The sequence below is a fragment of the Tistlia consotensis USBA 355 genome (assembly GCF_900177295.1).
Lineage (GTDB): Bacteria > Pseudomonadota > Alphaproteobacteria > Kiloniellales > DSM-21159 > Tistlia > Tistlia consotensis.
In genome coordinates this window covers 1-25,586 of record NZ_FWZX01000010.1, presented here as the reverse complement: position 1 = coordinate 25,586, position 25,586 = coordinate 1, and the positions used below count along the sequence as shown (strand labels likewise).

General features: G+C 72.5%; 30 protein-coding genes and 1 riboswitch. Of the genes, 26 read left to right on the top strand and 4 right to left on the bottom strand.

Going from position 1 to position 25,586, the window contains the following annotated elements:
• Positions 1-3 precede the first annotated feature (3 nt).
• The 11 genes from B9O00_RS13715 to B9O00_RS13665 all read left to right on the top strand — a co-directional run bounded on the left by B9O00_RS13715 (position 4) and on the right by B9O00_RS13665 (position 9,875).
• Positions 4-414: a hypothetical protein gene (locus tag B9O00_RS13715; RefSeq protein WP_085123255.1), complete on the top strand. Its 411-nt coding sequence runs from the start codon at positions 4-6 to the stop codon at positions 412-414.
• A gap of 46 nt (positions 415-460) precedes the next feature.
• Positions 461-2,500, top strand: coding sequence for a sodium:solute symporter family protein (locus B9O00_RS13710; RefSeq protein ID WP_085123254.1), 2,040 nt, complete (start codon positions 461-463; stop codon positions 2,498-2,500).
• 71 nt (positions 2,501-2,571) lie between these two features.
• Entirely contained in the window at positions 2,572-2,961 is a 390-nt protein-coding gene (locus B9O00_RS13705) for a hypothetical protein (RefSeq protein ID WP_085123253.1), read from the top strand.
• Positions 2,962-3,026: 65 nt separating this feature from the next.
• Positions 3,027-3,881: an alpha/beta fold hydrolase gene (locus B9O00_RS13700; RefSeq protein WP_085123252.1), complete on the top strand. Its 855-nt coding sequence runs from the start codon at positions 3,027-3,029 to the stop codon at positions 3,879-3,881.
• Between the two features lie 27 nt (positions 3,882-3,908).
• Positions 3,909-4,988, top strand: coding sequence for an N-acyl homoserine lactonase family protein (locus B9O00_RS13695; RefSeq protein ID WP_235017127.1), 1,080 nt, complete (start codon positions 3,909-3,911; stop codon positions 4,986-4,988).
• Positions 4,989-5,028: 40 nt separating this feature from the next.
• Complete coding sequence (locus B9O00_RS13690) at positions 5,029-5,853, top strand: IclR family transcriptional regulator (protein WP_089229764.1); 825 nt, start codon at positions 5,029-5,031, stop codon at positions 5,851-5,853.
• A 108-nt stretch (positions 5,854-5,961) separates the two neighbouring features.
• Positions 5,962-7,152: a CaiB/BaiF CoA transferase family protein gene (locus B9O00_RS13685; protein WP_085123251.1), complete on the top strand. Its 1,191-nt coding sequence runs from the start codon at positions 5,962-5,964 to the stop codon at positions 7,150-7,152.
• Positions 7,152-8,072 carry an HpcH/HpaI aldolase/citrate lyase family protein gene (locus B9O00_RS13680; protein WP_085123250.1) on the top strand — a complete coding sequence of 307 codons (921 nt, stop codon included), beginning with the start codon at positions 7,152-7,154 and terminating at the stop codon, positions 8,070-8,072. Before B9O00_RS13685 ends, B9O00_RS13680 begins: the two co-directional genes overlap by 1 nt.
• A gap of 67 nt (positions 8,073-8,139) precedes the next feature.
• Complete coding sequence (locus tag B9O00_RS13675; protein WP_085123249.1) at positions 8,140-8,661, top strand: gamma carbonic anhydrase family protein; 522 nt, start codon at positions 8,140-8,142, stop codon at positions 8,659-8,661.
• A gap of 201 nt (positions 8,662-8,862) precedes the next feature.
• Complete coding sequence (locus B9O00_RS13670) at positions 8,863-9,309, top strand: plastocyanin/azurin family copper-binding protein (protein ID WP_085123248.1); 447 nt, start codon at positions 8,863-8,865, stop codon at positions 9,307-9,309.
• 83 nt (positions 9,310-9,392) lie between these two features.
• Entirely contained in the window at positions 9,393-9,875 is a 483-nt protein-coding gene (locus B9O00_RS13665; RefSeq protein ID WP_085123247.1) for an NUDIX hydrolase, read from the top strand.
• 6 nt (positions 9,876-9,881) lie between these two features.
• On the opposite strand, the gene ftsH is transcribed toward B9O00_RS13665, so the two are convergent.
• Positions 9,882-11,798, bottom strand: coding sequence for an ATP-dependent zinc metalloprotease FtsH (gene ftsH, locus B9O00_RS13660; protein WP_085123246.1), 1,917 nt, complete (start codon positions 11,796-11,798; stop codon positions 9,882-9,884).
• A gap of 140 nt (positions 11,799-11,938) precedes the next feature.
• Between ftsH and B9O00_RS13655 the strand changes: the two genes are divergently transcribed.
• The gene (locus B9O00_RS13655; RefSeq protein WP_085123245.1) at positions 11,939-12,394 is read left to right on the top strand and encodes a universal stress protein; all 456 of its coding nucleotides are present in this window, start codon (positions 11,939-11,941) and stop codon (positions 12,392-12,394) included.
• A gap of 7 nt (positions 12,395-12,401) precedes the next feature.
• Here B9O00_RS13655 and B9O00_RS13650 read toward each other — a convergent pair whose 3' ends face one another.
• From B9O00_RS13650 to nikR, 3 genes are all read right to left on the bottom strand, one after another.
• Positions 12,402-12,620, bottom strand: coding sequence for a ChaB family protein (locus tag B9O00_RS13650; RefSeq protein ID WP_085123244.1), 219 nt, complete (start codon positions 12,618-12,620; stop codon positions 12,402-12,404).
• Positions 12,621-12,642: 22 nt separating this feature from the next.
• Positions 12,643-13,242, bottom strand: a complete 600-nt coding sequence (locus B9O00_RS13645) for a HupE/UreJ family protein (RefSeq protein WP_085123243.1) — start codon at positions 13,240-13,242, stop codon at positions 12,643-12,645.
• Positions 13,243-13,355: 113 nt separating this feature from the next.
• Complete coding sequence (gene nikR, locus B9O00_RS13640; RefSeq protein WP_085123242.1) at positions 13,356-13,811, bottom strand: nickel-responsive transcriptional regulator NikR; 456 nt, start codon at positions 13,809-13,811, stop codon at positions 13,356-13,358.
• A gap of 106 nt (positions 13,812-13,917) precedes the next feature.
• Positions 13,918-14,133: riboswitch (cobalamin riboswitch) on the top strand.
• 99 nt (positions 14,134-14,232) lie between these two features.
• Here nikR and B9O00_RS13635 point away from each other — a divergent pair.
• The 14 genes from B9O00_RS13635 to B9O00_RS13570 all read left to right on the top strand — a co-directional run.
• Positions 14,233-14,904, top strand: a complete 672-nt coding sequence (locus B9O00_RS13635) for an energy-coupling factor ABC transporter permease (protein WP_085123241.1) — start codon at positions 14,233-14,235, stop codon at positions 14,902-14,904.
• The gene (locus B9O00_RS13630; protein WP_085123240.1) at positions 14,904-15,221 is read left to right on the top strand and encodes an energy-coupling factor ABC transporter substrate-binding protein; all 318 of its coding nucleotides are present in this window, start codon (positions 14,904-14,906) and stop codon (positions 15,219-15,221) included. Before B9O00_RS13635 ends, B9O00_RS13630 begins: the two co-directional genes overlap by 1 nt.
• A complete protein-coding gene (locus B9O00_RS13625) occupies positions 15,208-15,951 on the top strand; it encodes a CbiQ family ECF transporter T component (RefSeq protein ID WP_085123239.1) in 744 nt (247 codons plus the stop codon). The genes B9O00_RS13630 and B9O00_RS13625 overlap by 14 nt, the downstream gene beginning before the upstream one ends.
• Positions 15,951-16,805 carry an energy-coupling factor ABC transporter ATP-binding protein gene (locus tag B9O00_RS13620; RefSeq protein WP_085123238.1) on the top strand — a complete coding sequence of 285 codons (855 nt, stop codon included), beginning with the start codon at positions 15,951-15,953 and terminating at the stop codon, positions 16,803-16,805. The genes B9O00_RS13625 and B9O00_RS13620 overlap by 1 nt, the downstream gene beginning before the upstream one ends.
• Positions 16,806-16,923: 118 nt before the next feature.
• Complete coding sequence (locus B9O00_RS13615) at positions 16,924-18,057, top strand: 4Fe-4S dicluster domain-containing protein (protein ID WP_085123237.1); 1,134 nt, start codon at positions 16,924-16,926, stop codon at positions 18,055-18,057.
• Complete coding sequence (locus B9O00_RS13610) at positions 18,054-18,521, top strand: cyclic nucleotide-binding domain-containing protein (protein ID WP_085123236.1); 468 nt, start codon at positions 18,054-18,056, stop codon at positions 18,519-18,521. The genes B9O00_RS13615 and B9O00_RS13610 overlap by 4 nt, the downstream gene beginning before the upstream one ends.
• 5 nt (positions 18,522-18,526) lie before the next feature.
• On the top strand, positions 18,527-19,366 hold the full coding sequence (locus tag B9O00_RS13605; RefSeq protein WP_179243979.1) for an FAD/NAD(P)-binding protein: 840 nt from the start codon (positions 18,527-18,529) through the stop codon (positions 19,364-19,366).
• Between the two features lie 3 nt (positions 19,367-19,369).
• A complete protein-coding gene (locus B9O00_RS13600; RefSeq protein WP_085123234.1) occupies positions 19,370-20,179 on the top strand; it encodes an NADH-quinone oxidoreductase subunit B family protein in 810 nt (269 codons plus the stop codon).
• Positions 20,142-21,443: a Ni/Fe hydrogenase subunit alpha gene (locus B9O00_RS13595; protein ID WP_085123233.1), complete on the top strand. Its 1,302-nt coding sequence runs from the start codon at positions 20,142-20,144 to the stop codon at positions 21,441-21,443. Before B9O00_RS13600 ends, B9O00_RS13595 begins: the two co-directional genes overlap by 38 nt.
• 5 nt (positions 21,444-21,448) lie before the next feature.
• Positions 21,449-21,931, top strand: coding sequence for a hydrogenase maturation protease (locus B9O00_RS13590; RefSeq protein WP_085123232.1), 483 nt, complete (start codon positions 21,449-21,451; stop codon positions 21,929-21,931).
• A gap of 375 nt (positions 21,932-22,306) precedes the next feature.
• Complete coding sequence (locus tag B9O00_RS13585; protein ID WP_089229765.1) at positions 22,307-23,017, top strand: 3-oxoacid CoA-transferase subunit A; 711 nt, start codon at positions 22,307-22,309, stop codon at positions 23,015-23,017.
• Complete coding sequence (locus tag B9O00_RS13580; protein ID WP_085123231.1) at positions 23,014-23,721, top strand: 3-oxoacid CoA-transferase subunit B; 708 nt, start codon at positions 23,014-23,016, stop codon at positions 23,719-23,721. The genes B9O00_RS13585 and B9O00_RS13580 overlap by 4 nt, the downstream gene beginning before the upstream one ends.
• Positions 23,714-24,922 carry a 3-oxoadipyl-CoA thiolase gene (gene pcaF, locus B9O00_RS13575; protein WP_085123230.1) on the top strand — a complete coding sequence of 403 codons (1,209 nt, stop codon included), beginning with the start codon at positions 23,714-23,716 and terminating at the stop codon, positions 24,920-24,922. Before B9O00_RS13580 ends, pcaF begins: the two co-directional genes overlap by 8 nt.
• Positions 24,923-25,287: 365 nt before the next feature.
• On the top strand, positions 25,288-25,586 hold a 299-nt coding region (locus B9O00_RS13570; RefSeq protein ID WP_143596232.1), incomplete at its 3' end, for a transposase.

The following is a 25,586-nucleotide window of genomic DNA, read 5'->3' as shown; positions in this document are numbered from 1 at the left end:
ACCATGCTGACCATCCGACAGACCGAGCGCAGGCTGGCCGTCGTCGCCCTCTGGGGCGTCGCCGGCCCCTTCGGCCTGGGGCTGATCCAGTCGGGCCTGGGCCGCGGCAGCATCGCCCTGGGCCTGCTCGGCTTCGCCCTGCTGGTCGGCGGCTTCGTCGGCCAGGTGATCGTCAATGGCCTCTACGGCGGCGGCTTCAGCCGCGGCGAGATCGCCTTCGGCTTCACCGCCTTCGGGATCGCCGTGCTCGGCTTCGTCCTGGCCTGGGTCTTCGACCCGGCCTTCGGCACGGCCGACATCGTCGTCGGCCTGTCCGGCTTCGCCGCGCTGATCGCCTGCTTCCTGGTCTACCTGATCGCGAAGTACGGCCTGAAGGGCTCCTTCTCGATGTTCCATCGCACGGGGCGGCACTGATGGCCGGGCCGGGACAGCGCGGCGAAGTGGCCGGCGGGAGGGCGCCATGAGCCAGGGCACCGTCTGGCTGCTCGCCTTCGTCGCGGCCTATCTCGCCTACTGCCTCTACTGGGGCGCGGCCAGCGCGCGGCTGGTCGCCACGGCCAACGACTTCTTCCTGGCCGACCGGGGCATCTCGCCCTGGATCTTCGTGCTGGCGGCGACCGCGACCTCCTTCTCCGGCTGGGTCTTCCTCGGCCACACCGGCCTGGTCTTCGCCGACGGCTTCCAGTTCGCCCAGCTGTCGCTCTGCGCCGTCACCATCCCGCTGACCGGCATCGTCTTCCTGAAGCGCCAGTGGCTGCTCGGCCGGCGCTACGGCTACGTCACGCCCGGCGACATGTTCGCCGACTACTTCGGCGGCGAGGCGATGCGCCTGCTGGTCATGCTGGTCGCCCTGGTCTTCTCGGTGCCCTTCGTGGCGATGCAGCTCTCGGCCTCGGGCCGGCTGATCGCGATCCTGTCCGACGGCACGGTCGATGCGGTCGCGGCGACCTGGGTGCTGGCGGCGGCGCTGTTCCTCTACGTCGTCGTCGGCGGCCTCAGGGCCGTCGCCTATGTCGGCACGCTGCAGGGCCTGCTGCTGGCCGCGGGCCTGACGGCGCTCGGCCTCGTCGCCTACGGCAAGCTCGGCGGCTTTGCCGCCTTCAACGACGCCCTGGCCGCGCTGGGCGCCACCGACATCGGCCCCTGGGGCCGGACCGCCCAGGGCTACAACGGCTACCTGGAGATCCCGGGGGTCATCCAGTTCACCCGCGGCCTCGGCCTGGAGGCGCCGGTCGGCGGCCTCTGGACCGCCTCGATGATCCTCTCCTACAGCCTCGCGCTGATGGGCATCCAGGCCGCGCCGGCCTTCACCATCTGGGCCTTCGCCTGCCGCAGCGCCAAGGGCTTCGCGCCGCAGCAGGTCTGGGCCTCGGCGGCGGCCGTCGGCCTGATCCTGGTGTTCTTCGGGACCCTGGCCGCCATGGGCGCCCACTTCCTCGGCGCCTCCGCTGCGGTCACCGAGGACGGCCTGGCGCTGGCCCGCTGGCTGCCCGAGGCGGCCGGCCAGGATCCCGCGAACCTGGTCGCCCACTTCATCCGCGCGATCGGCGCCGGCGATCCCTGGTTCAACGGCCTGCTCGCGGTCTGCGCGCTGGCGGCGATCCAGGCCATGGTCGCGCTCAACCTCTCGGCCGCCGGCACGATCCTGTCGCGCGACCTCTGCCAGCGCTACCTCGATCCGGCGGCCGGCGACCGCGAGCTAAAGCTCTACGGCCGGATCAGCCTCGGCCTGGTGCTGCTGGCCGCCCTGCTCGTCGCCTCCTTCCTGCCGGCGACCGAGGGCGAGCTCGGCGCGCTGGCGCTGTCCTTCGGCTTCCAGCTCTGGCCGGCCCTGGCGGCGGTCTGCTGGCTGCCCTGGCTGACCCGCCAGGGCGTCGTCATGGGCCTGGTCGCCGGCCTCCTCGCCGTCGTCTTCACCGAGCCTTTCGGCCAGTCGGTCGCGGCCTTCCTCGGCTTCCATCTGCCCTGGGGCCGCTGGCCCTGGACGATCCACTCCGCGGCCTGGGGCATGTTCTTCAACCTGCTGGCCTGCCTTACCGTCTCGGTGCTGACCCGCGGCGGCAGCGAGCGCGCGCGCCGCGGGCGCTTCCACGCCTTCCTCGCCGCCGCCGCCGGGCCGACGGCGCAGCAGCGCCTGCTGCGGCCGGCCGCCTGGGTCATCGTGCTGGCCTGGCTGTTCTTCGCGGTCGGCCCCGGCGCGGTCTTCGGCAACGACGCCTTCGGCGCGCCGAACGCCGGGGTCAAGGCCTGGGTGCTGGGCGTGCCGTCGATCTGGGCCTGGCAGATCCTCTGGTGGGCGCTTGGCGTCCTGGTGCTCTGGTTCCTGGCCTACCGCATGGGGCTGTCGACGGCGCCGTCCGGCAGCTTCGAGACCGGCGCCGTCCACGAGCCGCCGCCGCTGAAGGCCGGCGCGCCGTCGGCCGACTGGCGCAACTGGTTCTGGGCCGCCGTCGTCGCGCTGGCGCTGCTGTCGGCGCTGCACTGGATGTTCGGCCGATGACAGACGGGGCCGCAGCGGCGGCCGCAGGCACCGAGACCGTTGCCCGGGCGAACTAGGGAAAGGGGCAAGCCATGGCTACCGACGTCAAGGGATGGGCGAGCAAGTTCAAGAGCCTGACCGACAGCGATCCGACCATCGCGGCGATGGGCAAGTACTACACCTGCACCTTCATGTACGACATGACCGACCGCAAGGTGATCGTCGAGATGCACGACGGCAAGGTGAAGAACATCAACACCGACCCCGGTCCGCTCGACGCCTACGACTTCGCCCTGCGCGCCAGCGCCCAGACCTGGCGGGAGTTCGCCCAGCCGGTGCCGCGCCCGATGTTCCACGGCATCTGGGCGGCCAGCTTCCGCGAGGACCTGAAGCTCGAGGGCAACCTGCTGGTGCTGATGCAGAACCTCAGGAACTTCACGGTGCAGTTCGAGCTGCTGCGCAAGTCCGGCGTCCCGGTCTGAGCCGGCGCCGACGCGAGCCGACGATCCCGCACCAGGACGAAACACTAGGCTGAGGAAACCGAAAGATGGCCCGTCATTCGCCCGTCACCGGACGCTACGTCACGATCGAGGTCGACGGCCTGGAGTACAAGGTCTTCTACCTGCACAACGGCACCGGCACGCCGCTGGTCTGCCAGCACACGGCGGGCTGCCACAATCACCAGTGGCGCGGCCTGTTGGAGGACGAGGAGATCACCAAGAACTACAACGTGATCGCCTACGACCTGGCGCGCCACGGCAAGTCGGACCCGCCGCTGAACGTCGAGTGGTGGAAGAGCGAGTACAAGCTGACCGCCGAGCACTACGTCAACTTCATCGTCAAGTTCTGCGACGCCCTGGAGCTGCGCGACCCGATCTTCATGGGCTCGTCGTTCGGCGGCAACGTCGCCCTGCAGCTGGCCCTGCACCGGCCCGACCGCTTCAAGGCGGTGATCCCGGTCGAGGCGGCCGACTACGCGCCCGGCTTCTTCCTCGACTGGTGGCGCCACCCCCACGCCAACGCCGCGCAGGTCTGCGCCAGCGGCGTCTGGGACCTGATGGCGCCGCAGTCGCCCGACAGGGACCGCTGGCTGACCTGGCACTACTACACCCAGGGCGCCGAGGTCTTCAAAGGCGACCTCTACTTCTATTCGGTCGACCACGACCTGCGCCGCCAGCTCGCCGACATCGACGGCAAGCGCTGCCCGGTCGTCATGATGACCGGCAGCTACGACTACCTGACGCCGCCCGAGGCGACCGAGAACACGGCGCGCCAGATCAAGAACGGGGTCTACATCGAGATGACCGACATCGGGCACTTCCCGATGAGCGAGAACTATCCCCTGTTCCGGGTCTACCTGAAGGAGGCCCTCCGGATCATCCGGGAGCGCACGGGCGACTGACCGAGGCGGGCGAGAGGAATCAGCAAGATGAAGATCATCGAGTTCGGCCAGGACGGCAGCAGGCACGAGACGACGCGAAGCCCCGGCAAGGGCGAGCGGATGAAGATCCTGGAATTCGGCGATTCCGGCGGCGGCGCGCGCCCGCGCTCCGAGAGCACCCGGTCGGCCGAGGGGTCGTCGGGTCCGGCGGGCCGCTGGGAGCCGGCGCCGCGCGGCGGCGGCAGCCTGGTCGAGCCGGTCAGGCCGAAGAGCCTGCCGGCGCGCCGCTCGGCGAGCCGCTCGCTCCGGATGCACGTGCTCGATCTTGGCAAGCTGCGCCTGGACAAGAACTTCATGGTCGCCAACTCGACCGTCGCCATGGCCAGGAACCCGAACCCGCCGGGCCAGCTGATCGACATCCCGGTCTCGGCCTATTACATCGAGCACCCCGACGGCAACGTGCTGTTCGACACCGGCTGCCACCCCGACTGGGGCGGCCCGGACGGGCGCTGGCCGGAAGGCATCCAGGACGTCTTCCCGGTGATCGGCGGCGAGGACTGCTACCTGCCGCACCGGCTCGAGGCGATGGGCATCGGGCCGAACCAGATCCGCCATGTCGTGCTGTCGCACCTGCACTGCGACCATGCCGGCTGCATCGAGTACTTCCGCAAGTCGAACATCATCGTCCACGAGGACGAGTTCGCCGCGGCCGCCCTGCACTACGTCAAGCGCATCCACACCACGCCCTACGCCCTCAAGGACATCGAGGCCTGGATGCGCCTCGACCTCAACTGGCGCGAGGTCGGCCGTCACGATCCCGACCGCAACATCGTTGAGGGGGTCAAGCTGCTCAACTTCGGCGCCGGCCACTCCTACGGCATGCTCGGCCTCCAGGTCGCGCTGCGCGACCATGCCGACGTCATCCTGGCCTCGGACGCCTGCTACACCTCGGAAAACTACGGTCCGCCGATGAAACCGCCCGGCATCAGCCACGATTCGATCGGCTTCGCGCGCACGATCCAGCGGATCCGCGCCCTGGCCGAGGACTGCGGTGCCGAGGTCTGGTTCGGCCACGACATCCCGCAGTTCGACTCGCTGCGCAAGGCGGACGAGGGTTGGTACGAGTAGTGCCGGACCCGGGCGCAGCGGCCGGGCACCTGTGAGCGCCATGTCGGACGAGCGCACGAAGGGGCTGCAGGACGAGGCCGGGGCCTTCCCGATGCCGGAGAGGGGCGTGCCCGCCCTGATCCGCGGCAGCCGGGTGCTCGATGCCGTCATGCTGTCGGAGCGGCCGCCGACCGTCTCGGACCTGGCGCGCCAGCTCGACCTCGCCAAGAGCACGGTGCACGGCCTCTGCTCGACCCTGGCCGGACTCGGGCTGCTGGCGCGCCGGCCCGGCAACGCCTTCGTGATCGGCCCGCACGTCATGCGCTGGGCCAACGCCTTCCTGGCCCAGACCGACCTGACCGCCGAGTTCTCGGCGCTCTGGGACGACCAGGCTGCGCTGACCGACGAGACCATCACGCTGTCGGTGCTCGACGGGCCTGAGGTCGTCTACATCGCCTGCCGCAACAGCGCCTCGCCGCTCGGCATCACCTTCCGCATCGGCATGCGGCTGCCGGCCGCCTTCACCGCGACCGGCAAGGCGATTCTCAGCACCATGCCGGACGCACAGGTGCGGGCGCTGTTCCAGGACGGCTGGCCCGAGCCCCTGACCCGCTACAGCGTCGGCGACGTCGAGGCGCTGCTCGGCGAGCTCGCCGATTGCCGGCGCCGCGGCTACTCGATCGACAACGGACAGACCCGCGAGGGCATGTACTGCTTCGGCACGCCGGTGCGCGACTCCTCGAACGAGGTCGTCGCCGGCGTCGCGGTCAGCCTGCTCGCCGCGCGCGTCGACGGGCCGACCACGGCGCTCGCCGCCGACTGCGTGTGCACCATCGCCCACCAGCTCTCCCTGCGCCTCGGCGCCGACGTCGAGGGCGAGCGGTAGCGTCGCCCCGTTGTCTTCCCTGCATTGCTGATCCGTGGTCGCGGGGCGGGCGGCCCGCGCGCCGCTTCGGGTAGGCTGGCCGCCGCAGCGAAGGAGAGTGGAGACGGCATGGCCCTGGTACGCAAGGACTTCGATCCCTCGGCCCGCGGGCCGCTCGACGGCGTGCGGGTGCTCGACCTGTCGCGGCTGGTCGCCGGGAACATGGCGACCCACGTGCTGGCCGACTTCGGCGCCGACGTCATCAAGGTCGAGCGGCCGGGCCGCGGCGACGACCTGCGGCACTGGCGGGTCGAGGGCCAGGAACTGTTCTGGAAGGTCTACGCCCGCAACAAGCGGTCGATCGCGCTCGACTTCAAGGCGCCCGACGGCCGCGAGGCGCTGCTGCGCCTGGTGCGCGGCAGCCAGGTGCTGGTCGAGAACTTCGTGCCCGGGACGCTGGAGCGCATGGGGCTCGGGCCCGAGGCGCTGCGCGAGATCAATCCGGCCCTGATCGTGCTGCGCGTCTCCGGCTGGGGCCAGACCGGCCCCTACAGCCAGCGCCCGGGCTTTGGCACGCTGGTCGAGGCGATGTCCGGTTACGCCTACCTCAACGGCTTCCCGGAGAACCCGCCGACCCTGCCGCCGCTGGCCATGGCCGACATGATCGCCGGCCTCTACGGTGCCTTCGCGACCGTGACGGCGCTGCGTGTCGCCGAGCGGGAGGGGCGCGGCCAGACCATCGACCTCTCGCTGTTCGAGCCGATCTTCTCGCTGATCTCCTCGGAGGCCGCGAAGGTCCGGGTCACCGGCGAGCCGACCGAGCGCGCCGGCAACCAGTCGACCCACACGGCGCCGCGCAACGTCTACCGCTGCCGGGACGGCCGCTACGTGGCGCTGTCCGGTTCGATGCAGTCGATGTCCGACCGCATCTTCGAGACGATCGGCCGGCCCGAGCTGAAGGACGACCCCCGCTTCCTGACCAACGACGAGCGGGTCCGGAACCGCGACGAGCTGGACGCCGTCATCGGCGGCTACATCGCCGGGCTCGACCAGGCGGAGGCCCTGGCGATCTTCGAGACGGCCGGCGTCACCGTCGGCCCGGTCTGCTCGGTCGCCGACCTTTTCGACCATCCCTTCGTCACCGGTCGCGGGGCCATGATCGACCTGGAGGATCCGGACCTCGGCCGGCTGCCGATGCACGACATCATCCCGCGGCTCGACGGCACGCCGGGCGTCCATCGCCGGCCGGCACCGAAGCTCGGCGAGCATACCGCCGAGATCCTGGCCGAGATCGGCCTCGCCGGCACCGAGGTGTCGTGATGGCCGGGTCGACGGCGACCGCAGGCGCCGCGCCGCTCTGGCGCTCGATGCTGTTCATCCCGGTGCTCAACGAGCGCTTCGTCGCCAGGGCCGGGGAGCGCGGTGCTGACGCGATCCAGCTCGACCTGGAGGACTCCATTCCGCCGGACCGCAAGGCCGAGGCGCGCGCGGCGGTCGCCGAGACGGCGGCCAGGGTCGCCGGAGCCGGCCGTGACGTGCTGGTCCGGGTCAACCGGCCCTGGAGCCTGCTGGTCCGCGACCTGGAAGCCAGTGTCTGCCGCGCGGTCGCGGCGATCAACCTGCCGAAGGTCGATTCGGCGGAGCACCTGCTGGCCGCCGTCGAGGTCATCGAGGAGGCCGAGCGGCGCCAGGGCCTGCCGCCCGGACACACGAAGATCCTGGCGATGATCGAGACGGCCAAGGGCCTGGAGAACGCTGGCGAGATCGCCCGCGCCCACCCGCGCTTGGTCGCGATGACCGCCGGTGCCGAGGACCTCGCCGTGTCCTTCGGCGGCCGGCCGACCGAGGACCTGCTCTACTATTCGAACCTGCGCGTGCTCTCGGCCGCGCGGGCGGCCGGCGTCATGCCGATCGGCTATTTCGCCTCGGTCGCCGACTATGCCGACCTCGGGCGCTTCCGGCAGGTCGCCGAGCGCTCGGCGGCCCTCGGCTTCGAGGGCGGCTTCTGCATCCACCCCTCGCAGGTCGGCCCGCTCAACGAGGCCTTCTCGCCCGCACCGGCCGAGGTCGAAAAGGCCGCGGCGATGGTCGCGGCCTACGAGGCGGCGAAGCGCGAGGGCTGTGGGGCGATCGTCCACGAGGGCCGCATGCTCGACCAGCCGATCGTCGACCAGGCGATGCGGCTGCTGCAGCGCCAGAGCGCGGTCGCGACCAGGACCGGCGGGTCGGGAGCACTCTAGCCGGGCTGGCCAAGGCCGGCCCGATCGGCGAGGCTGCGCTCGCCTGCGGAACGGGGAAAGGAAGGCCATGCTCTACGAACTCGACGGGGTCAGGCCCGAGATCCACGAGGAGGCCTGGGTCGCGCCCAGCGCGACGGTGATCGGCCGGGTCGTGCTGCATCGCCTGGCCAGCGTCTGGTTCGGCGCCACCCTGCGCGGCGACAACGACCGCATCGAGATCGGCGCGGAGACGAGCATCCAGGACGGCTCGGTCCTGCACACCGACCCGGGGCTGGCGCTCATCGTCGGTGCCGGCGTGACGGTCGGGCACCTGGTCATGCTGCACGGCTGCACGATCGGCGACGGCTCGCTGGTCGGCATCGGCAGCGTCGTGCTCAACGGCGCGCGGATCGGCCGGAACTGCCTGATCGGCGCCAAGGCCCTGGTCACCGAGGGCCTGGAGGTGCCGGACAACTCGCTGGTGCTGGGCGCACCGGCCAAGATCGTCAGGACCCTGAGCGAGGCCCACGTCGAACGGCTGCGCGCCTCGGCGCAGTCCTACGTCGACAAGTGCCGGCGCTACCGCAGCGGGCTGGTCGCCCTCGACTGAGCCGGCATCGGCGGGCGTCGCCGGACAGCCGCTCCACGGGGTGGGACATGACTCCACACGACTCCACATACCGCCGGCAAAGCTCCCCACCGGGATCGAGGCGCCTGCCTTAGGCTCGCCTGGTCCCGGCCTGCCTGTCCGGCGGCCCTTCAGGCCGCCCGGCCCGCCGGGTCGTGAGAAACCAGCGGGAAGGAAAGCGTCGTGAAGCTGAAGCATTTGACGGCCGGGGCCTGTGCCGCGGCCCTTGCCGTCGTCCTGTCTGCCGGCATGGCTCGGGCCAATGCCGTCGAGAAGGTCAGGCTCGAGGACAAGGACGGCATGATGACCCTGAAGGCGACGAAGACCGAGCTGCCGGCCGGCAAGGTCACCTTCGAGGTGAGCAACGCCGCCGACAGCACGTCGCAGCACGAGATGATCGTCGTCGGGCTGACGCCGGGCCAGGCCGCCCACCTCGACAAGCTGCCGACCGTCGACGACGGCGTCCGGCTCGACGAGGAGAAGATCAACGACCGCGGCGAGGTTTCCGAGCTGGATCCCGGCCAGTCCGGCAGCCTGACCATCACCCTGAAGCCGGGCCTCTACATGCTGCTCTGCAACGTCCCGGGGCACTTCTCGGCCGGCATGCACGAGCTCATCCACGTCAAGTAGGCCCGGCAGGCGGCCCGGTCCGGCAGCCGCCGGATCGCAGGTCTTCCTGGACGCGGCACCGCGGCCCGCGCCACCATCGCCCGATGGCGAAGGAGAGCGCGGGACTGCTGCTGTATCGTCGGCGCGGCGCCGCGACCGAGGTCTTCCTGGTGCACCCGGGCGGACCCTTCTGGGCGAAGCGCGACGCTGGCGCCTGGTCGATCCCCAAGGGCGAGCCGGCGCCGGGCGAGGAGCCGCTGGCGGCGGCCCGGCGCGAAGTGGCCGAGGAGACCGGCCTCGCGGTCGAGGGGCCGTTCCGGCCGCTCGAGCCCTGCCGGCAGAAGGGCGGCAAGCTGGTCCAAGCCTGGGCGGTCGAGGCCGGGGGCCTGGAATGGGACCCCGCGGCCTCGCGCGCCAACACCGTCGAGATCGAATGGCCGCCGCGCTCGGGCCGGACCCTGGCGGTGCCGGAGGTCGACCGCGCCGAGTGGCTCGGCCTCGCGGTCGCGCGCACGAAGATCAATCCGGCCCAGGCGGTCTTCCTCGACCAGCTGGAGCGGCTGCTCGATCCGTCCCGGGACGCGTGAGCGGCCTCAGGCCTGCTCGCTGCGGCCGGCGGCGCCGCCGCGCGGCTTGCCGCGGCCGAGGCCGACGACCTCGCGCGGCCCCAGGCAGGCGGCGATGGCGGCGCGGTCCAGGGTCTCCTTCTGCTCCAGGGCGGCGATCAGGCGCTCGATCTCGCCGCGGTGCTTGTCGAGCACCGCCCGGGCCCGCTCGTCGGCCTCCTGCAGCAGGTGGCGGACCGCCTTGTCGGCGATCTTCGCCGTCTCCTCGGAGAAGTGCCGCGGCTGGGCGATCTCGCGGCCGAGGAAGGGATGCTCGTCGCTCTCGCGCACGTCGACCGGGCCGATCTCCGGGGACATGCCCCAGCGCCCGACCATGCGCCGCGCCAGCTCGGTCGCCATGCGGATGTCCTCGTCGGCGCCGGAGCTCAGCGTGCCGAGGAAGCTCTGCTCGCTGGCCCGGCCGGCCAGCGCGATCGCCAGGCGGTCGCGCAGGTAGTCCTCGGGCAGGGTATGGCGCTCGAGCTCGGGCAGCTGGTGCGTCGCGCCGAGCGAGCGGCCGCGCGGGATGATCGTCACCTTGTGCAGCGGATCGCTGGTCGGCAGGTAGTAGGCGACGGCGGCATGGCCCGACTCGTGGACCGCCAGGCGGTGGCGCTCGTCGTCCTGGATCGCCATGGTCCGCAGGCTGCCCATCAGGATGCGGTCGCGCATCTCGTCGAAGTGCTTCGCCGTGACCTTCGAGACGTCCTCGCGGGCCGCCGCCATCGCTGCCTCGTTGACCAGGTTCTTGAGGTCGGCGCCCGAGAAACCCGGCGTGCCGGCGGCAATCTTCCTGAGGTCGACGTCGTCGGCCAGCGGCACCGCCTGGCAGTGCACGCGCAGGATCGCTTCGCGGGCGCCGAGGTCCGGCAGCTCCAGGGTGATGTGGCGGTCGAAGCGGCCCGGTCGCAGCAGGGCGGGATCGAGCACGTCGGGCCGGTTGGTCGCGGCCAGCACGACGACCGCCTCGTGGCCCTCGAAGCCGTCCATCTCGGCCAGGATCTGGTTCAGGGTCTGCTCGCGCTCGTCGTGGCCGCCGCCGAAGCCGGCGCCGCGGACCCGGCCGACGCTGTCGAGCTCGTCGATGAAGATGATGCTCGGCGCCGCCTTCTTGGCCTGGTCGAAGAGCTGCCGCACCCGGCTGGCGCCGACGCCGACGAAGACCTCGATGAACTCCGAGGCCGACATGTGGAAGAAGGGCACCTGGGCCTCGCCGGCCAACGCACGCGCCAGCAGGGTCTTGCCGGTGCCCGGCGGGCCCTCCAGCAGGATGCCGTGCGGCACCTCGGCGCCGACCTTGCGGTAGCGCTCGGGGTCGCGCAGGAACTCCAGCAGCTCGGCGACCTCGCGCTTGGCGTTGTCCTGGCCGGCGACGTCGGCGAAGCGGACCTTGGGCGCGTCCTGGCTCTCGATCTTGCGGCTCCGGCCGCGCAGGAAGCCCTGCAGGCCGCCGTCGCCGCCCATGCCGCCGGGCAGGCCGCCGCGGAACATGCGCCGCCACAGCAGGAACCAGACGCCGAGGATGATCGCCCAGGGCAGCAGGGCGCCGAGCCAGGCGCCCGAGCCGGCGCTCGGCGCCTCGGCATTGACCTCGACGTTGTGCTTGGCGAGCAGGTTCAGCAGGTCGGGATCGGAGACCGGCGGCAGGTAGCTGGTGAAGCGGTCCGACTGCACGCCCTTCGGCCCCTCGATCGCGGCCGTCAGCTGGCCGGTGATGCGGTCGCCGCGGAACTCGACCTTCTGGACCTGGCCCTGCTCGACCAGGCTCTTGAAGCGGAGATAGCCGAGCGCGACGCTCTGGCCTTCCTCGGCCCGGAAGGTCATGAGGTAGATCGTCGCGACGACGATCAGCGTCAGGACCCAGGGGAGCCATCCGCCGGTCGGCTGCTTCGGCGCTTCGGCCATGGACGCTCGTTCCTTTCGCTCGGCTGCAGCGACACTGCAGGGGCGACGGCTCGGCGGCCTTGACCTGGGTCAAGGTCGCCGGCTGCAGGCTCCCCTCAGATGGTGCACGATCCGCCGGATTCTGGCGAGAGGGGGGAACGATGGCGCAGCAGCTGATCCTGCATCCGACCGACGGCTCGTCGGCGGCCCGCAAGGCACTCGAATTCGCGGTCGACCTGGCGCGCGGACGGCAGGCGCGCCTGCTGATCCTGCACGTCCAGCGCAGCCATGGCAGCTATGCCGTCCCGGATGCCTTCAAGGACTTCGAGCGCGTCGAGCATCTGCACCTGAGCGAGCAGGAGGTGCTGGCCGGGGTGGCTGTCCAGATCGCCGAGGAGGCCGAGGCCGCGGCCCGCGCGCTCGGCCTCGCCGAGGTCGAGAGCCTGGTGATCGAGGGCGACCCGGCGCAGCGCATCCTGGAGACCGCCGAGACGCGCAAGGCGGACCTGATCGTGATGGGCAGCCGCGGCCTCGGCGACCTGCAGGGCATGCTGCTCGGCAGCGTTTCCCACAAGGTCGCGCACCTGGCCCCCTGCACCTGCGTGCTGGTGCGCTGAGGGACGGTCAGCCGGGCGTCTCGCGCGCGACCCAGGCGTCGCCGAGCTTCACGTAGGCGCGCTTGACTGCCGCCCAGGCGATGCGGTGCGCCGCCGCCTCCTGGCGCGGGTCGCCCTCGTGCGCCGCGAAGGCGTGGTTGAAGGCAGCGCGGAAGATGTCCTGGGCGTGCGCCGGCAGGTGCTCTCGGATCGCCGGCGGCAGGTCGGCGTTGCGGGCGTAGGGCATGGCGCCGACCTGCCGCTTCCGATCAGAGCGCGGCGGCGAGCAGGCCGAGGCCGGCCAGGGCGGCGAGGCCGCCGGCCGAGCGCGCGACCAGCGGGCCGTAGCGCTCGCTGGTCCGGCCGACCAGGACGCCGAGGCCGAGGCCGGCGAGGTGCAGCAGCGCCGTGGCGGCCAGGAAGCCGCCGCCGTAGGCGAGGCCGCCGGCGCTCTCCGGCATCTCGGCGCCGTGGGCGTGGCCGTGGAAGATCGCGAACAGGCCGACCAGGCCCGTGGCGACGGCGAGCGGCGCCTGGACGCCCAGCGCGACGACGGCGCCGAGCACGACCACCGAGAGCGCGATGCCGACCTCGACGAAGGGCAGGCCGATCCCGGCCGCGCCGAGCGCGCCGCCTGCTGCCATCACCGCGACGAAGGTCGCGGGCACCAGCCAGAGCGCCCGGCCGCCGAGCTGCCAGGCGAAGACGCCGACCATGACCATCGCCAGGACATGGTCGAGTCCCGAGAGCGGGTGCCAGAAGCCGTGCAGGAAGCCGCTGGTCGGGCCGACTCCGACATGGGCCTCGGCCACGGCCGGCAGCAGCGCCGCGGCGGCGGCGAGGGCGATCATCGGGTGCTTCCTGGGCATCGGGGTCTTCCTTCCTGTTCCGGGTTGATGGGGGCGCATCGGCGGTGCGGAAGGAGTCGTCGCACGGATCGGTGTATGAGGAAACAGTAAAAAAATCATACGAGCGCGGCGGGTCAGTCCTCGCTGCGGCCAGCCTGCCGGTGATCGGCATGGGGATGGGCCGCACCGGTCTCGGCCGGGATGACGTGCAGGTTGCCGAGCCGCACGCCGCGCTGGGTCACGACGCTGTCGGCCAGCGCGCGGACCTCGCCCACCGTGCCCTTGAGGATCGCGACCTCCAGGCAGTCGTGGCTGTCCAAGTGCACGTGCAGGGTCGAGACCGAGAGATCGTGGTGATGGTGCTGCGCGGTGGTCAGCCGGCGGGCGAGATCCCGGGTCTCGTGCTCGTACACGTAGGACAGCGCGGCGAGGCAGGGCGTCGAGGCGTCGAGGCCGACCTGCTGCCGCGTCAGGGCGTCGCGCAGCAGGTCGCGCAGGGTCTCGGAGCGGCTGGCGTAGCCGCGCCGCGCGCCCAGCGCGTCGACGGCCTCCAGCAGGTCGTCGTCGATCGTGATCGTGATTCGCTGCACGGCTGGCTCCCCGGTTCGGAGCCGGCAGCCTAGCGCATCCGGGGCCGGGCGTATCGCCCGCGCAGGCCGCCGGCGGCACGTCTTGACCGGCCGCCGAGCACAGGCCTATCGTCCGGCCGTCGATGGTTCCCCGACGGACCAAGTCCAGGGGATTAATAGGGAACACGGTGCGGACGACCCAATCGGGGCCAAGACCGTGGCTGCCCCCGCAACTGTGAGCGGATAGTTCGACGTCGCAGCGAGACCACTGGGGCAACCCGGGAAGGTCGGCGTCGGACAGCGACCCGCGAGCCAGGAGACCTGCCAGCGACCGTGTCATTGCCGTGCGGGACGGGGCGTTCCCGAGGGCTATGGAGTCGAACCGCTCGACGCCTTCCGCCGGCCGCGACACGCGTCCCGTCAGCCTGGATCGGAGGGATTCATGCACATCATGGAAGGCTTCCTGCCCGCCACGCACTGCGTCGGCTGGGCGCTCGCCTCGGCGCCCTTCGTGGCCGCCGGCGCGGTCCGGATCCGGCGCGTCGTGCGCCAGCATCCGGAGGTCAAGCTGCTGCTCGGCGCCTCGGGCGCCTACGTCTTCGTCCTCTCGGCGCTGAAGCTGCCCTCGGTCACCGGCAGCTGCTCGCATCCCACCGGCACCGGCCTCGCGGCCTCGCTCTTCGGGCCGACCGTGACGACGGTGCTCAGCGCCATCGTCCTGCTGTTCCAGGCGCTGCTGCTGGCGCACGGCGGCCTGACGACGCTCGGCGCCAACATCTTCTCGATGGGCATCGTCGGGCCCTTCGTCGCCTGGGGCCTCTACCGCGGCCTGAGCGCGGCCGGGGCCAGCCTGGCCGTGGCGATCTTCTTCGCGGCGGCGCTCGGCGACCTCTCGACCTACGTCGTGACCTCCTTCCAGCTCGCGCTGGCCTTCCCCGACCCGGCCGGCGGGGTGGCCGGCGCGGCCGGCAAGTTCCTCGGCGTCTTCGCCGTCACCCAGGTGCCGCTGGCGATCAGCGAGGGCCTCTTGACCGTGGTCGTCATGAACCTGCTGGGCAAGTACAGCGCCGGCGAGCTGAGCGCCCTGTCGGTGCTGTCGCGGAGGAGCGCCTGATGCTGAGACGCAACCTGCTGCTGCTCGCCGCCGTCGTCGCCCTGGCCGTCGCGCCGCTGCTGATCCACGGTCCGCACGCGGCGTTCTCCGGCTCCGACGGGCAGGCCGAGCAGCTGATCACCAGGATCGATCCCGGCTACGTGCCCTGGGCGGCGCCGCTCTGGGTGCCGCCGAGCAGCGAGATCGAGAGCCTGCTGTTCGCCCTGCAGGCCGCGCTCGGCGCCGGGCTGCTCGGCTACTACTTCGGCCGCAGGCGGGCGCTGAGCGAGCTCGACCGCAGGCCGTCGCCGGACGTGCCCGGCCATGCGCCTGATTGACCGCCACGCCCAGACCAGCCGCTACCGCCACCTGCCGGCCGCCGAGAAGCTGATCGCGGCGACCGGCGCCATGGCCGTCGCCCTGACCGCGGAGAGCTTCCTGGTCGAGGCGGCGGTCCTGGCCGCGGCGGTCGCGCTGCTGACCCTCGGCGCGCGCGTCGGCCCGCGTGACCTCTGGCGGGCGGCGCGCGTGCCCGTCGGCTTCGTGCTGGCCGGCTCGCTGGCCCAGGCGACCAGCCTCTCCCTCCACGGCGGCCTGCCGAGCCTCGCCTGGCCGGTCGGGAGCCTGGAGCCGGCCGCCTTCGTCGCGCTGCGCAGCCTGGCCTGCATCGCCGCCCTGCTCGGCCTCGCCCTAACCACGCCGCTCGCCGACCTGCTGCACCTGCTGCGGCGCGGCGGACTCGGCCGCGAGCTCGGCGACATCGCCTTCCTGATGCTGCGGATCATCTGGGTGACGCTCGACTGCCTCACCGAGGGCCTGCGCTCCCAGGCCAACCGCCTCGGCTTCGTCGGCTACCGGCGCAGCCTCCGCTCGCTCGGCCTGCTGCTGGCGGCGCTGCTGCCGCGCACGCTCGGCCGCGCCCGGCGCCTGGAGACCGGGCTGGCGGCGCGCGGCTACGACGGCGCGCTGTGCTTCCTCAGGCAGGAGCAGCCGGTCTCGGCGCTCAGGCTCGGGATGATCCTCGGCGGGCTGGCGGCGCTGGCGACGCTGGCGAGGCTCGGCGCCTGATGCTCGAGCTGGCCGGCGTCTCCTACAGCTATCCCGGCGCCGTGAGGGCCCTCGACGGTGTCGACCTTGCCGTCCGGCCGGGCGAGAAGCTGGCGATCCTGGGCGCGAACGGCGCCGGCAAGAGCACGCTGCTGCTGCTGCTCAACGGCAGCTTGCGCCCGGCTGCCGGCGAGGTCCGGCTGCACGGCGCGCCGGCGCGCTACGACAGGGCCGCGCTCGCCGACTGGCGCCGCGCCGTCGGCCTGGTCCTGCAGGATCCCGACGACCAGCTCTTCGCCGCCACGGTCTTCGAGGACGTCTCCTTCGGCCCGCTCAACCAGGGCCTCGGAGAGGCCGAGGTGCGCGAACGGATCACCGAGGCCCTGGAGACGCTGCGCATCGCCGAGCTCGCCGACCGGCCGACCCACATGCTCTCCTTCGGCCAGCGCAAGCGCGTCGCGCTGGCCGGCATCGTCGCGATGCGTCCGGAGGTGCTGCTGCTCGACGAGCCGGGCGCCGGCCTCGATCCGCTCGGCGTCGCCCACCTGATGGCGGCGCTCGACCGGCTGTCGGGGCGCGGCACGACGATCGTGCTGACGACCCACGACATGGATCTCGCCTATGGCTGGGCCGACCGCATCGCGATCTTCGGCGAGGGCCGGGTCGCGGCGGCCGGCAGCGCCGACGCCGTCTTCGAGGACGCCGATCTGCTCAAGCGCCTGCACCTGCGCCGGCCGCTGGTCTGGGAGGTCGGGCGGCTGCTCGGAAGCCGGGGACTGCTCCCGGACGACGCTCCGCTGCCGCGCACCCGCCGGCAGCTGCTCGAGCTGCTGCAGGCCGGGGACGAGGACGCCGCCGCCCGCCTGGCCGGCTGAGCGTCCGTGCCGATTGTCGCGCTCTCGGCCTCTGACCCCCGAAAGGCCTTAACCGTCGCGGGGCAATGTGGGAGCATGACCGCCGGCAGCCGACGAGGATGCGAGACGCCGAGAGCCGATGACCAGCGACCGTCCCGCCGTGCTGACGCTCGAAGGACTCCAGGGCCTGATCGAGGCCCTGGCCGCCGAGGGCTACCGCGTGCTCGGGCCGACCCGGCGCGACGGGGCGATCGTCTACGACGCGATCGCCGGCCTGGACGACCTGCCGGCCGGCTGGGGCGACGAGCAGGACGGCGGCCGCTACCGGCTGGTCGAGCGTGGCGACGCGGCGCTGTTCGGCTATGCCGTCGGCCCGCACTCCTGGAAGCGCGAGCTGCACCCGCCGCACCTGACGCTGTTCCGCACGCGGCGCGAGGCCGACGGCTTCTCGGTCGAGGCCGCGGCGGACGAGCCGGAGCCGACCGCCTTCCTCGGCGTGCGTGCCTGCGAGCTGGCGGCCATCGCGGTCCAGGACCGCACCTTCCTCGAGGGCCCGCAGGCCGACCCGCACTATGCGCGCCGGCGCGCCGGCAGCTTCCTGGTCGCGGTCAACTGTGGCGAGCCCGCGGGCACCTGCTTCTGCGTCTCGATGGAGACCGGCCCCCGGGCGCGCGGCGGCTACGACCTGGCGCTGACCGAGCTGCTCGACGCGGCCGGGCATCGCTTCCTGCTGGAGGTCGGCAGCGAGCGCGGCCGGGCGCTGGCGGAGCGGCTCGACGCCCGTCCGGCCGAGGCGGCCGACCTCGCGGCGTCCCGCGCCGTCAGCGAGCGCGCCGCCGGCCGCATGGGCCGACGCATGGAGACCGGGGGCATCAAGGCCCTGCTGCAGGAGAACCAGGAGCACGCGCGCTGGGACCAGGTCGCCGAGCGCTGCCTGAGCTGCGCCAACTGCACGATGGTCTGCCCGACCTGCTTCTGCACGACGGTCGAGGACACGAGCGACCTGAGCGGCGAGACGGCCGCGCGGGTGCGGCGCTGGGACTCCTGCTTCACCCTGGACTTCTCCTACATCCACGGCGGCACGGTGCGCGGCTCGACCAAGGCGCGCTACCGGCAGTGGATGACCCACAAGCTGGCGTCCTGGTACGACCAGTTCGGCGTCTCGGGCTGCGTCGGCTGCGGGCGCTGCATCGCCTGGTGCCCGGTCGGCATCGACATCACCGAGGAGGTCGCGGCGATCCGCGGCGAGAAGAATCCGGAGAGCGCGGGATGACGGTCGAGACGCTGGAGCGCTACATCCTGGAGCATCGCTTCTTCGAAGGGCTGGAGCCGGCCTTCGGCTCGCTGATCCGCGGCTGCGCGCGCAACGTCCGCTTCGAGGCCGGGCAGTACCTCTGCCGCGAGGGCGAGCCGGCCGACCAGCTCTACCTGGTTCGCCACGGCACGGTCGCCCTGGAGATCTCGGCGCCGGGCCGCGGCGCGCTGACCTTCCAGACCGTCCACGAGGGCGAGATCGTCGGCGTCTCCTGGCTGGTGCCGCCCTACCGCTGGACCTACGACGCGCGCGCCGCCGAGCTGGTTCGCGCGATCGCCCTCGACGCCCGCTGCCTGCGCGACAAGGCCGAGCGCGACCACGACCTCGGCTACGAGCTGATGAAGCGCTTCGTCCCCGTGCTGGTCGAGCGGCTGCACGCCACCCGCCTGCAGCTGCTCGACCTCTACGCGCCGCCGGCATGAGCGCGATGGCGGCAGGAGCCGCGGCGACCGATCCGATGCTGCCGGCCGTCGCCCGGGTCGTCGGCCGGCGGCGCGAGACCGCGGACGTCTGGACCCTGGAGGTGGCGCCGCCCGATGGCTGGGCGGGCTTCGCGCCGGGCCAGTTCAACATGCTCTACCTGCCGGGCCTCGGCGAGGTGCCGATCTCGATGAGCGGCGACCCGGCGGCGCCGGGGCCGATCCGCCACACGGTGCGCGCCGTCGGCGCGGTCAGCGCGGCGCTGGCGGCGCTGCGCCCGGGCGCGGCGGTCGGCCTGCGCGGGCCCTACGGCAGCGCCTGGCCGGTCGCCGAGGCGGCCGGCGCCGACGTCGTGGTCATGGCCGGCGGGCTCGGCCTCGCGCCGCTGCGCCCGGCGCTCTACCGGCTGCGCGCCGAGCGCGCCCGCTACGGCCGCGTCGCGCTGCTCTACGGCACGCGCAGCCCGGCCGACATCCTGTTCCGGCGCGAGCTGGAGCGCTGGCGGCGGCAGCTCGACCTGGAGATCGAGGTGACGGTCGACAGGGCCGCCGGCGACTGGCGCGGCAGCGTCGGCGTGGTGACCAGGCTGCTGCCGCGGATCGCCTTCGAGCCGGTGAGCAGCGTCGCCCTGGTCTGCGGGCCCGAGGTGATGATGCGCTTCGCCGCCGACGCCCTGCTCGACGCCGGGGTGCCGGAGCCGCGCATCCACCTCTCGATGGAGCGCAACATGCGCTGCGCGATCGGCCAGTGCGGCCACTGCCAGTTCGGCGCCGACTTCGTCTGCAAGGACGGGCCGGTGATGTCCTACGACCGGCTGCGCGCGCGCCTCAAGATCCGGGAGCTCTGAGCCGTGGCGAGCCCGACCAGGAAGCCCCGCCTCGCCGTCTGGAAGTTCGCCTCCTGCGACGGCTGCCAGCTCAGCCTGCTCGACTGCGAGGACGAGCTGCTGGCGGTCGCCGGCGCCCTCGACATCGCCTACTTCATGGAGGCGACGCGCGGCCGCATCGAGGGCCGCTACGACCTGTCGCTGGTCGAGGGCTCGATCACCACGGCCCACGACGCCGAGCGGATCCGCGAGGTGCGCCGGCGCTCGCGCAGGCTGGTGACGATCGGCGCCTGCGCCACGGCCGGCGGCATCCAGGGCCTGCGCAACTTCGCCGACGTCGCGGAGTACGCGGCAGCGGTCTACGCCCGGCCCGACTACATCGCGACCCTGGCGACCTCGACGCCGATCGCCGAGCACGTGCCGGTCGACTTCGAGCTGCGCGGCTGCCCGATCTCCAAGCGGCAGCTGCTCGAGGTCGTCTCGGCCTTCCTGGCCGGGCGGCGGCCGGTGACGCCGGCGCACAGCGTTTGCGTCGAATGCAAGCTGCGCGGCACGGTCTGCGTCATGGTCGCCCACGGCACGGCCTGCCTGGGGCCGGTGACCCACGCCGGCTGCGGCGCGCTCTGCCCGGCCTACGACCGCGGCTGCTACGGCTGCTTCGGGCCGAAGGAGACGCCGAACCCCGCCTCGCTGAGCGGCCGCCTGGCCGCGCTCGGCATGGACGGCGGGCAGCTCGGGCGCGTCTACCGCAGCTTCAACGCCAACGCCCCCGAGTTCCGCCAGGAGAGCCAGCGCCATGGCCGGCAAGACGAGCCGCAAGACGATCAGGGTTGACTACCTCGCCCGGGTCGAGGGCGAGGGCGCGCTGGAGGTCGTGGTGCGCGACGGCCGGGTGCAGTCGGCCGCGCTCTCGATCTTCGAGCCGCCGCGCTTCTTCGAGGCCTTCCTGCGCGGCCGCGCCTTCGGCGAGGTGCCGGACATCACCGCGCGGATCTGCGGCATCTGCCCGGTCGCCTACCAGATGAGCTCGGTCCACGCCCTGGAGCGGGCGCTCGGCGTCACGGTCGAGGGGCCGCTGCGCGCGCTGCGACGGCTGCTCTACTGCGGCGAATGGATCGAGAGCCACACGCTGCACGCCTACCTGCTGCACGCCCCCGACTTCCTGGGCTACGCCGGCGCGATCGACATGGCCGGCGACCACGGCGAGATCGTCAAGCGCGGCCTGCAGCTCAAGAAGGTCGGCAACGAGATTCTGACTCTCGTCGGCGGCCGCGAGATCCACCCGATCAACGTCCGGGTCGGCGGCTTCTACCGGGTGCCGAGGCGGCGCGAGCTGGCGCCGCTGGCCGAGCGCCTGAAATGGGCGCGCGAGGCGGCGCTGGAGACGGTGCGCTGGGTCGCCGGCTTCGACTTCCCCGAGGCCGAGCGCGACTACCTCTTCGTCGCGCTCCGCCATCCCGGGGAGTACCCCTTCAACGAGGGCCGCATTGTCTCCGGCCGCGGCCTCGACATCGAGGCGGCGGACTGGGAGAACCACTTCGAGGAGATCCACGTCGCCCGCTCGACGGCGTTGCAGGCGCGGCTGAAGAGCGGCGAGAGCTACCTGGTCGGCCCGCTGGCCCGCTACGCCCTCAACGCCGACCGCCTGTCGCCCCTGGCCCGCGAGGCGGCGACGGAGGCCGGGCTGGGCGCGGTCTGCCGCAACCCCTACCGCAGCATCGTCGTGCGCGCCGTCGAGGTGCTCTACGCCTGCGACGAGGCGCTGCGCATCATCGAGAGCTACGAGGAGCCGGACGCCCCCGCCGTGCCGGTCGAGCCGCGCGCCGGCAGCGGCTGCGCGGCGACCGAGGCGCCGCGCGGCCTGCTCTGGCACCGCTACCGCCTGGCCGAGGACGGCAGCGTCGCCGAGGCGCGCATCGTGCCGCCGACCTCGCAGAACCAGGCGGCGATCGAGGAGGACCTGGTCGCGCACATCCAGGGCTGCCTCGAGCTGCCCGACGAGGCGCTGCGCGAGCGCTGCGAGCTGACCGTGCGCAACTACGACCCCTGCATCTCCTGCGCGACGCACTTCCTGAAGCTGACGATGGACCGGGGCTGAGGCCCGTGGCGGGGGCGGGGGCGGGGGCGGAGGCGGCCGGCCGCTGCCTGGTGATCGGCCTCGGCAACCCGGACCGCGGCGACGACGGCCTGGGCCGCGCCGTCGCCCGGGCCCTCCTCGGCGGCAGGCTGCCGCCCGGGATCGAGGTGGTCGAGGCCGAGGGCGAGGCGACGGCCCTGCTGGCGCGGCTGGAAGGCGCGGCCGCGGCCTTCCTGGTCGATGCCTGCGTCTCCGGTGCCCCGGCCGGGACGATCCGCCGCTTCGACCTCGGCGTGTCGGCCCAGGCGCCCGACGCCGCCCCGGTCAGCAGCCACGGCCTGGGCCTGGCCGAGGCGGTCGGGCTGGGTCGGACGCTCGGCCTGCTGCCGCCGCGCTGCATCCTCTACGCCGTCGAGGGCGCCTGCTTCGAGGCCGGTGCGCCGCTCACGCCCGCGGTCGCCGCCGCGGTCGACGAGGTCGCGGAACGGCTGCGCGCGGAGCTTCGGTAAGATGCCCGCCGACTTTCCCTCTCCGCCCTCGGGGGCGGAGAGGGTAGGGAGAGGTGGGGGAGTGCGACGTTGCCTCTTGCAGGCCCATCGCGTGCAGAAGGCCAGGGCCGTCCCGCGTCGCCCGCTGCGAGGGTGCCAAGATACGGCCCGCTGTAAGCCCGTCGATCGGCCGGCCCCCCACCTCTCCCTGACCCTCTCCGCCCCGGGGGGGCGGAGAGGGGACACTCGCGCAGGCCGGCCCTTCCGTCTGGCGGGTTCTGCCGGGGCCCCGGCCGTGCTATTCGAACGCCGAAAATCGGACGGGAGCGCCGCGAAGCCGCGGGCGCGCCGCCGGAAGAGGGAACGCGGGATGACGGGACAGCGGGTGGCCAGGCCATGATGGACAAGCGGGTGCCGGACGTGCCGGCGGCGCTGGCGGACGTGCAGGACGGCGCGATGGTGCTGATCGGCGGCTTCGGCGAGTCGGGCAGCCCGATCGAGCTGATCCACGGCCTGATCGACCAGGGCGCGCGCGGCCTGACCGTGGTCAGCAACAACACCGGCAACGGCGAGGTCGGCCTGGCCGCGCTGATCAAGGCCGGGCGCGTCGCGAAGATGGTCTGCTCCTACCCGCGCTCCTCCAACTCCAAGGTCTTCCCGGAGCTCTACCGCAAGGGCGAGATCGAGCTGGAGCTGGTGCCCCAGGGCACCCTGGCCGAGCGGATCCGCGCCGGCGGCGCCGGCGTGCCGGCCTTCTACACCCCGACCGGCGCCGGCACGGTGCTGGCCGAGGGCAAGGAGACGCGCGACTTCGACGGCCGCACCTACGTCATGGAGCGGGCGATCAGGGCCGACTTCGCGCTGGTCCGCGCCGAGCTCGGCGACCGCTTCGGCAACCTGACCTTCAACAAGGCGGGGCGCAACTTCGGCCCGGTCATGTGCATGGCCGCGAAGACCGCGATCGCCCAGGTCCGCCGCTTCGTGCCGGCCGGCGAGATCGACCCGGAGCACGTCGTGACCCCCGGCATCTTCGTCGGCCGCGTCGTCGAGGTGCCGGAGCCGGCCCAGGAATCGGCCCTGATCGAGCAGGGAGTGAGCTACCCATGAGCGACAAGACCCGAACCGGGCTCAGCCGCGCCCAGATGGCCTGGCGCGCCGCCCAGGACATCCCCGACGGCGCCTACGTCAACCTCGGCATCGGCATCCCCGAGCTGGTCGCCGACTACGTGCCGGCGGGGCGCGAGGTCGTCTATCACACCGAGAACGGCATCCTCGGCTTCGGCCCGGCGCCCGAGCCCGGCCAGGAGGACCCGGACCTGATCAACGCCGGCAAGAAGCCGGTGACCCTGCTGCCCGGCGCCGCCTTCTTCCACCACGCCGACTCCTTCGCGATGATCCGCGGCGGCCACATCGACTACTGTATCCTCGGCGCCATGCAGGTCGCGGCCAACGGCGACATCGCCAACTGGTCGACGGGTGCTGCCGGCGCGATCCCCGCGGTCGGCGGCGCCATGGACCTGGTCGCCGGCGTGCGCAACGTGCTGGTCATCACCGAGCACACGACCCGCGAGGGCGAGCCCAAGCTGATGGAGCGCTGCAGCTATCCCCTGACCGCGCCCGGCGTGGTCAAGCGGGTCTTCACGACCTTCGGCGTCTTCGACGTCACCGCCTCGGGCTTCCTCCTGCAGGAGATCGCGCCGGGCGTCCCGGTCGAGCAGGTCAGGGCCGCCACCGCCGCCCCGCTCGCCGTCGCCGACAGCCTGAAGGAAGTCGCCGCCCCCCAGCCGGAGAAAGCCGCCGCCCATGTCTGAGGCCTTCATCTGCGATGCCGTCCGCACGCCCATCGGCCGCTTCGGCGGCGCCCTCGCCGGCGTCCGCGCCGACGACCTGGCGGTCGTGCCGATCAAGGCCCTGGCCGCGCGCAACCCCGGCCTCGACTGGGAGGCGCTGGACGACGTGATCCTGGGCTGCGCCAACCAGGCCGGCGAGGACAACCGCAACGTCGCGCGCATGGCCGTGCTGCTGGCCGGCCTGCCGGACCGCGTGCCGGGCTCGACGATCAACCGCCTCTGCGGCTCGGGCATGGACGCGATCGGCACCGCGGCGCGGGCGATCAAGGCCGGCGAGGGCGCGCTCTGGCTGGCCGGCGGCGTCGAGTCGATGTCGCGCGCGCCCTTCGTCCTGCCGAAGGCCGAGACCGCCTTCTCGCGCAAGGCCGAGATCTACGACACGACGATCGGCTGGCGCTTCGTCAACCCGCAGATGAAGCAGGTCTTCGGCGTCGATTCGATGCCCGAGACCGGCGAGAACGTCGCCGCCGACTTCGGGATCAGCCGCGAGGACCAGGACGCCTTCGCCTTCCGCAGCCAGCAGCGCGCCAAGGCGGCGATCGAGGCCGGGCGCCTGGCCGAGGAGATCGTCCCGGTGACGATCCCCCAGCGCAAGGGCGACCCCGTCGTCGTCGAGGCCGACGAGCACCCGCGCCCCGAGACGACCCTGGCGCAGCTCGCCAGGCTGCCGACCCCCTTCCGGCGCGAGGGCGGCACCGTCACCGCCGGCAACGCCTCGGGCGTCAACGACGGCGCCTGCGCGGCGATCGTCGCCTCGGAGGCAGCGGCGAAGGCCCAGGGCCTGACGCCGCGCGCCCGGGTCGTCGCGACCGCGACCGCCGGCGTGCCGCCGCGCATCATGGGCATGGGCCCGGCGCCGGCCAGCCGCAAGGTGCTGGAGAAGACCGGCCTCAAGCTCGAGCAGATGGACGTGATCGAGCTCAACGAGGCCTTCGCCGCCCAGGGCCTCGCCGTGCTGCGCGACCTCGGCCTCGCCGACGACGACGCCCGGGTCAACCCCAACGGCGGCGCCATCGCCCTCGGCCACCCCCTGGGCATGAGCGGCGCCCGCCTGGTCACCACCGCGACCTACGAGCTGGCGCGGCGGCAGGGGCGCTACGCGCTCTGCACCATGTGCATCGGCGTCGGCCAGGGCATCGCGATGGTGATCGAGCGGGTGTAGGGGCGGGGCGGGGCGAGCCGCGGGCCACCAGCCCATACCCCGATCTGTCGTCCCGGAGGCGCAAGGCGAGCGCCGCCGCCTGGACCTGGACCCAGGGGCATGCCCTCCATCCGCGCGGGGCCGGGCCCGCCGCTTCTGCGCCACCTGCGGCAGCGCCTTGGCCTCGGACGCGGAGAAGGCCTTGCTTCCTCTCGTTTGGCCGCCTGGGCTGTTCCGAGCCGGTTCATCGTCGAGCACCGCTGTCGCATCGACGGTCGCCTGCCCAGCGTGAACTGTCGGGCGTCAGCGACCGACCGCAGTTGACCCTGGCTGTGTGAAAACGCGTCGGCTGCTACGATTCCTCGTCGGAGCCGACGGGGGCGGTGATGAAGCGCTTTGTCGAGGGTGTGGATCGCAATCAGTCGACACTGTTTCCGGAAAGCCTCGAAGATTGGGTGCACCAGGATAATCCGGTTCGGGTGATCGATGCTTTCGTGGGGGAGCTGGATCTCGCCGCGCTGGGCTTCGGCGGTGTCGATCCTGCGGCGACTGGACGGCCGAGCTATCATCCTGCGGTGCTGCTGAAGCTCTACGTCTACGGCTATCTCAACCGGGTCCAATCGAGCCGGCGCATCGAGCGTGAGGCCGGCTGCAATGTCGAAGTGATGTGGCTGACCGGGCGGCT